The sequence below is a fragment of the Protofrankia sp. CiP1_Cm_nod4 genome, from assembly GCF_982290645.1.
Genome location: NZ_CEVIVC010000237.1, coordinates 1 through 4122 on the forward strand (window position 1 = coordinate 1; position 4122 = coordinate 4122).

Consider the following 4122-nt stretch of genomic DNA (forward strand, 5'->3'; position numbering starts at 1 on the left):
CGCCCTGACCCGCCTGATCCGGCCCGCCCGGCCGGACCCGGCTGGTCCGGCCCGCCCGTCCCGTCCCGACCGCCTGGCCCGGCCTCGTCGAGACGGGGCCGGGCCAGGGCGGCAGTCCGGACGTCACGTGCTCGGTGTCACCTCGACGGCGCCGAAGCCGTGGGTGGTCAGCGCGCCGATCCCGGCGATGGCCGCGAACCGGCTCAGCGCGCCGAAGACGTCCGTCACGGTCACCGACGCCGTCCTCAGCAGACGCAGCTCGGCGTTGCCCACGAACCCGACCTGCCGGATCTGCTCGTTGAGCGGGATCTGCCGGCTCGCCCCGGAGACGGAGTCCAGGAACACCGCGTCGGCCAGCTCACGCGCGATGCCGTCGTCGATCTCCAGGGCGGCCGGGGCGTAGGTGTTCCACCGGGTCCACAGCGAGCGCACGATCAGCACCGGTTCGGGCAGCGGCAGGTCCCGGCCGCTACGGGAGAAGAACAGCGGTGTGATCATCCGTAACCGGACGCGCCGGGCCGGCCCGGCCGACGCCAGCCGCGCGAACGGCCACGGGTCCACGTCGAACCCTGTGACCTGCTGCTCGCACGGCCCGAAACGGACCGTCCGTGGCGGCCAGTTCCGCGGCAGCTCCTCCTCCCTGAGCCAGCCCAGCCGCCAGAGTGTCATCCCCGGACAGCCCGCGATACCCACGGCACCGGTGGACGACGCGGCCCCGGTGGCCCCGGTGGCCCCGGTGGCCCCGGTGGCCCCGGTGGCCCCGGTGGGGCCCGCGGAGTTCGTGGGGCTGGCGGGGCCCGTCGGAGCCGTCGTGCCTCTCGCGGCCGCCGTGCCCGAGCTGGGCGAAGGCGTGACCGGCCCGACCGCGAACGGCTTGCTCTCCGCATGATGATCGCTGTCGGTGGTCTCGAAAAGCCGAGCGGCGGCACCGAGTAACTGGCGCGGCGACGGCGTACGCGGTGGAGCTGGGAACTTCAATATCAGTGAAGCCGGCATCGTATCCCCCCATGGACCCGGAATCCGGACGCTCAGAGTAGCCGCCCTCTCCGCCAAGGCAACCCCCGGTCCCTCATCCGACGGTCCCTCATCCGGCCGGAACACTCCCGAGAACAGCCATCCTCCGTGTTACGGCCACCGCCGGCACCGTGTTCCATCCGCGCCACTCGAGTCGGCTTGATCGTGGCCGGTGCAGATCGTTTCGCCAAACCCAGTTTTTCCATGATCTTCGATGGCTTCGTTTACGCAGATCAGAGGCTATGTCGATCTATATCGATGATTATTTCCAGATCTTCATGGAGATCGTTTGCGATAGGTCCTCGTAACCAAGTGGTATAGCCCCGGCTCGGCAGGGCTCCCGAAGGGGGTGCCCCGCTAATCCCATCCCGATCATGAGGGCATAGAAACATGAAGGGCCACGCGCCACCGTTCTGGTATTCGCCCTCGGTGACCCCGGTCCGATCATGGGGGTGGGGTCGCCGTCGGGCTCGTATGTGGGGCTGGCTGGATGTCGGTGATGTTGCTGCGCGTAGCCGCACGGATGATGGTGATCCGTTGATGGGTGCTGTTTGCCGGGGAAGATCGGCGCGAGTTTGTCGTTGTGTACGCTTGTGTGGCTGAAAAGCGTGCACAATGACAAAATTGCGCCGATCATGTTTTGTGCGGGCGGCTGTGGGCGGTCACGGGTTGTACTGGTGTTGGCTGATCGGTGCTCCGGTGCCTGTCGGTTGGCGCCAGCGCTCGTGCGGGCGGGGGAGCGGGCGTGGAGGCCGGGAAACGCCGCGTTCACGGGCGGCGGGCGCTCACGTTGTATTCGTAGAGGGATTTGTTCGAGTTTCGTTTGCGGATCGTGGTGATCTCGACGTTCATGTAGCCGAGGGCGCGCAGCATGGCTGCGTACCAGGTGTGGGCGGGGACATCATGGCCGTAGAAGGCCGAGTTCCCCACGATGTAGGAGACCGCGCCGCCCCGTTTCACAGCCGGTGTGACGGCCTGGAAGTGCAACCACATGTCGTGGTGGTACCTGTGCACGTAGGTCGCGAGCAGCGGGCCGTTCTTCCCGCCGTCCGCCGTGATTCTGGCGCAGACGGCGGCCATGGCGTCGTCCACGGGGGTGTCGGTCTCGGGGCGCCAGCCGTTCAGTTTCGACGTCGCGGTGCCCCATGTCCCGCCGATGGCCCGCCAGTCGAGGTCCCCGGCGTCACCGGCGAGGTTCAGGAAGCGCAGCCAGTACATGTAGGGGCGTAGTTCCCGGACATAGGACATACGGTTGACGTAGGGCGGGCTGGTGAGGATCAGGTCCGCCTCCTTCAGCTGGTTGATCCTCGTCCGGGAGTCGCCCTGGTGGATGGCGGCGGAGCCTGGCAGGGCGAACCGGGCGGACTGGGCCACCGCGTCCATCTCCAGCGCGAACGCCGAGATCGTCGCTTCCGCCGCGGCCCGGTCGAACAGTGCTGGAGCGCTGTCGCGGGCGTCCCGCGCGGAGGCCCTGGCGGATTTCTCGGAGGGCGCACTGAAGGACATGGACTGGTGGTTGAAGGCGGCGTTGCTCCGGGTGATCAGCACCCGGCACAGCGCGATGTCGAGAAGGTCGCGCACCGGCCCCTCGTGTGCGTCGACCGCCGCCCGCAGCGCTTTCAGCGCGTCCAGCGTCCCGGGCGTCCACCATCGTTCTATGTTGAAGATGTCGGGCTGCCACAGGATGGCGTCACGATCTGTCCGGGTGGCCGTCCGGATGACTTCCCGGGTGGCGTCGACGGCCGCCAGCAGGGTTTCCGGCGAATAGCGCCGGACCTTGGCCCGGCCGAGCCAGATGAGAAAAGGGTTGACGTCGACGCTCTGCCCGTGATGGCCGAGTTCGGCGGCGGCGAGCGGGGTGGTGCCCGTCCCGGAGAAAGGGTCCGTGACGACCGAGCCCGCCGGCAGGCGCGAAATGCTCTCCCGGACGAGGCGCACCCCGTAGGCCGGTGTGAGCCGCAGCCACCCGTGCCGGCCGGCACCCATGTTGGCGCGGAAGGTCAGGTGCTCGTTGCGTGCCACGGGGGGCCGGCCGACAGCCGCGGTCACTTCGCCTCCAACGGTCGGCTCGCTTCCAATGGTCGGCCTGCCGGCGGTTTACCGGAAGCGCCATGCGAAACTTGCCAACCAAGATCCACGATGTGCTCTGATCTGCGACGATACCGATGCGAGGCTGAGACGGGCACCGGTTCGACGGATGGGCTGGTGGACAGGCCGGCGAATGAAGCGGTGAATGAAACGGATAAACCGGTGGATGAGGTTGCCCGGCAGTGCCATCCACCGGCATTGTGGGTGCGAGAACAGCCGGCTGGTGTGCACCGGGTCACGACGACCGGGTATGCCGGCCGGGACGATCGGATTCACCGGACGACGGGAAGCCGGGTGCCGCCGGAGCGGATCGCGCGAAGGGCCCCATGCGTCGGGGCGATCATCATGGATGCCGCCGGCGCGCTGCTGCTCGTCCAGCGGGCCCGGGAACCCGGGCGGGGGCTGTGGTCGCTGCCGGGCGGGCGGGTCGAGCCCGGCGAGAGCGACAGCGCCGCGCTCGTCCGGGAGGTCCGGGAGGAGACCGGCCTGGAGGTGGCCGTTGGACGGCTGGTCGGGCGGGTCACGCGGCCGGGGCCGGACGGAGCCGTCTACGACATCGCCGACTACGTGTGCGACATCGGCGGCGGGATCCTGCGGGCCGGGGACGACGCCGCGGACGTCCGCTGGTGCGCCGACCTGCGCGCCGTGCCCCTCACCGAGGGCCTGCTGGACGCCCTCGCCACCTGGGGCATCACGACCGCATAGAGCGCCGATGGGCGCCGGCCACCGGAGAAGACCGGCGCGTCTGTCGCTGTGTGCACGCTGACGCGGCCAGCAGGCCGGAAAGCGTACCCGACGACGAACCCGCGCCGATCATGGCCTGCGCGGGTGGTGACAGACGGGATGCGCGCTACTGGCCCAGCCCTGTGGGGGTCATGTCAGGAAAGTGAGTATGCAAGTGGCTGTGGTAGCAGCCACTTGCATACTCGTTCTCGTGATCCGGTTGTTATGGGGAAGCAGGGGAGGAAGGAGCGAAGAAGGAGGGAAGGAGGGAAAAGGGAAGAATGGGGAAGAAGAGGG

General features: G+C 68.6%; 3 protein-coding genes. 1 reads left to right on the forward strand and 2 read right to left on the reverse strand.

Annotation, left to right across the window (positions count from 1 at the left end; translation table 11 throughout):
* Positions 1-123: 123 nt before the first annotated feature.
* Complete coding sequence (gene cas6 / locus AC5LSR_RS23485) at positions 124-669, reverse strand: CRISPR system precrRNA processing endoribonuclease RAMP protein Cas6 (RefSeq protein ID WP_250285584.1); 546 nt, start codon at positions 667-669, stop codon at positions 124-126.
* Between the two features lie 1113 nt (positions 670-1782).
* Entirely contained in the window at positions 1783-3063 is a 1281-nt protein-coding gene (locus AC5LSR_RS23490; RefSeq protein ID WP_250285582.1) for a site-specific DNA-methyltransferase, read from the reverse strand.
* Positions 3064-3264: 201 nt separating this feature from the next.
* Here AC5LSR_RS23490 and AC5LSR_RS23495 point away from each other — a divergent pair, with 201 nt between their 5' ends.
* Entirely contained in the window at positions 3265-3807 is a 543-nt protein-coding gene (locus tag AC5LSR_RS23495; RefSeq protein WP_250285581.1) for an NUDIX domain-containing protein, read from the forward strand.
* The last annotated feature ends 315 nt before the right edge of the window (positions 3808-4122 follow it).

Excerpts from the sequence above, each read along its gene's own strand:
- cas6 (WP_250285584.1), bottom strand. The coding sequence starts at position 669 with ATGACACTCTGGCGGCTGGGCTGGCTCAGGGAGGAGGAGCTGCCGCGG.